We start from the raw sequence: 2,375 nt of genomic DNA, 5'->3' as shown, positions 1-2,375 counted from the left end.
CTCCAGCGCCGGTGCCGCCAACATCTGGTACCTCAACCTGAACCCCACGCCATCCGACATTTCCGACAAGTCGGGCAAAGGGCACCACCCCAGTTGGGTGGACCCAAACAACAAGGCTTCGCTGTGGACCGGGCCTTGACGCTGGCGCCAGCGTTCTGACGTCTCCCCCCCGAGCCGAAAGCGCCCCAAGCGCTCAGACCTTGGGCTGCGCCACCCCCGCCATCTGGCTTTGAATCGCCTTGCGCGCTTGGCGCACCGGGCAGGCATTGGCCTCTACGGTCGGTGGTGGCAGATAGGCGCGGCAATGCAACGCAATGGGCATCGATGGTGTCTCCCCACGGATCGACACCAGAGCACACCCCTGGGCATACAGATTTGCCGCGCAGCCGTGCACCAGCCGTGCACCAGCCGTGCACCAGCCGTACACCAGCTGTGGCAGCGCGGCACCGGTGCTGCAGTGGCCGCCGCTGGTTGATGGGAAGGCACCTCCCAGCTGCTGCGACATGCATCAGTGGCTGAGAAAACAGCCCCGGGGGAAAGGCAAGACCTGCCCCAGCAGCGTTCTCGGATCGAACCCAAACCGCACCAAATACATGAAACATATACAATTCATATACGTTTCATACAGAGGGCTTTTATGGGTATCGTCAAAATTTCAGATGTGATGCACGAAAACCTGCGGGTCGCGGGCAGCGCGCTCAGCAGGTCCATCAACGCGCAAGCGGAGCATTGGATGCGGGTCGGCATGCTGACCGAAATGCACCCCGAGTTGAACCACCGGGAAATCAGCCAGTTGTTGATTCGCGCCGAAATCGCGGGGGGCCTGGACATCGCCATGGCCGCCAAAGGCGAGCTCATCAAACCCGGCGTTGCCGCAACCGCAACGGCCACCGGGAAACACTGATGGCGCGCAACGGCGTTTCCATCAAATCGCCCGAAGACATCGAGAAGTCGCGGGTCGCCGCCCAGCTGGCCGCCGAAGTGCTCAGCATGATCGAGCCCTTCGTGGTGCCCGGCGTGAGCACCGACCGGCTCGACCAGATCTGCCACGACCACATCGTGAACGTGCAGGGTGTGATTCCCGCCAACGTGGGCTACAAGGGCTTTCCCAAAACCATCCTCACCTCGGTCAACCAGGTGGTGTGCCACGGCATCCCCTCGCCCGACAAGATTCTGAAAAAAGGCGACATCGTCAACATCGATGTGGCCGTGATCAAAGACGGCTGGTTTGGCGACACCAGCCGCATGTTCTTTGTGGGCGAACCCAGCGTATTGGCCCGGCGCCTGGTGGAAACCACCTACCAAGCCATGCTGGCCGGCATCAAAGCCGTGAAACCCGGCGCCACGCTGGGCGATGTGGGCCACGCCATTCAAACGGTGGCCCACCGCGAGCATTTCAGCGTGGTGCGCGAATTCTGCGGCCACGGCATTGGGCAGGTCTACCACGACGACCCCAACGTCTTGCACTACGGTCGACGCGGCGAAGGGCTCAAGCTGCAAGCCGGCATGGTGTTCACCATCGAACCCATGCTCAACGCGGGCAAACGCGACATCCGCCACCTACCCGACGGGTGGACCGTGGTCACCAAAGACCGCTCGCTCTCTGCCCAGTGGGAACACATGGTGGCGGTCACGCCCGAGGGCTACGACGTGTTGACCACTTGGCCGGGTGGCACCGGCAACTACGCGCCGATCTGAAACCCTGCGGCGCCCGCCAGCACCCGGCCATTCGACCACCAGCAACAGCCTCGCCACGGCTGCTGCGCACCGTATCGACCGTCCATCAGCGGTCCAGACCGGATTCACCCGGCCTCTGAAGGCCCTTCGTTCTTCAGCTCGGCAAACTTGCCCGCCATCGTCGGGTTGCCGCGCGTCAGCTTCTTGATCGTCACGTCCTGGGCCTTGTCGTTCGCCAGCCGAAGATTCCGGTCGGTGCCGAGCAGGGCCTCCTTCGTCTTCTGCAGGTGGTCGATCGATTTGTCGATCTCTTCGATCGCCGTCTGGAAGCGCCTGGAGGCCAGGTCGTAGTTCTTGGCGAAGGCGTTCTTGAAGGTGTCGAGATCGGCTTCAAAGTTCGTGATGTCGATGCTCTGCGCCTTCACCAGCGCCAGCTCCGACTTGTATTTGAGCGAGTTCATCGCCGCATTGCGCAGCAGCGTGATCATGGGCAGAAAGAACTGCGGGCGCACCACATACATCTTGGGGAAGCGGTGGAACACATCGACGATGCCCGTGTTGTAGAGCTCGCTCTCGGGCTCCAGCAACGAGACCAGCACCGCGTACTCGCAGCCCTTCTCGGTGCGGTCTTTGTCGAGCTCCTTCAGGAAATCCTCGTTCTTGTTCTTCGTTGAGGTGCGATCGTTTTCGTTCTTCAT

At 61.8% G+C, this 2,375-nt stretch carries 4 protein-coding genes; 2 read left to right on the top strand and 2 right to left on the bottom strand.

The genetic code is table 11. From position 1 onward, the window contains the following. Window positions 1–193: 193 nt before the first annotated feature. On the bottom strand, window positions 194–322 hold the full coding sequence (locus ABYB95_RS21750; protein ID WP_372661867.1) for a hypothetical protein: 129 nt from the start codon (window positions 320–322) through the stop codon (window positions 194–196). A gap of 315 nt (window positions 323–637) precedes the next feature. Between ABYB95_RS21750 and ABYB95_RS21745 the strand changes: the two genes are divergently transcribed. Continuing rightward, complete coding sequence (locus ABYB95_RS21745; protein WP_372661864.1) at window positions 638–904, top strand: ParD-like family protein; 267 nt, start codon at window positions 638–640, stop codon at window positions 902–904. Next, window positions 904–1,698, top strand: a complete 795-nt coding sequence (map, locus tag ABYB95_RS21740; RefSeq protein WP_372661861.1) for a type I methionyl aminopeptidase — start codon at window positions 904–906, stop codon at window positions 1,696–1,698. The genes ABYB95_RS21745 and map overlap by 1 nt, the downstream gene beginning before the upstream one ends. Before the next feature lie 104 nt (window positions 1,699–1,802). Here the strand turns inward: map and ABYB95_RS21735 are convergent. Continuing rightward, on the bottom strand, window positions 1,803–2,375 hold a 573-nt coding region (locus ABYB95_RS21735), incomplete at its 5' end, for a DUF2130 domain-containing protein (RefSeq protein WP_372661858.1).

Origin of the sequence: Hydrogenophaga sp., assembly GCF_041633695.1 — a bacterium.
GTDB lineage: Bacteria > Pseudomonadota > Gammaproteobacteria > Burkholderiales > Burkholderiaceae_C > Hydrogenophaga.
This window is presented reverse-complemented; position numbering and strand designations above follow the sequence as displayed.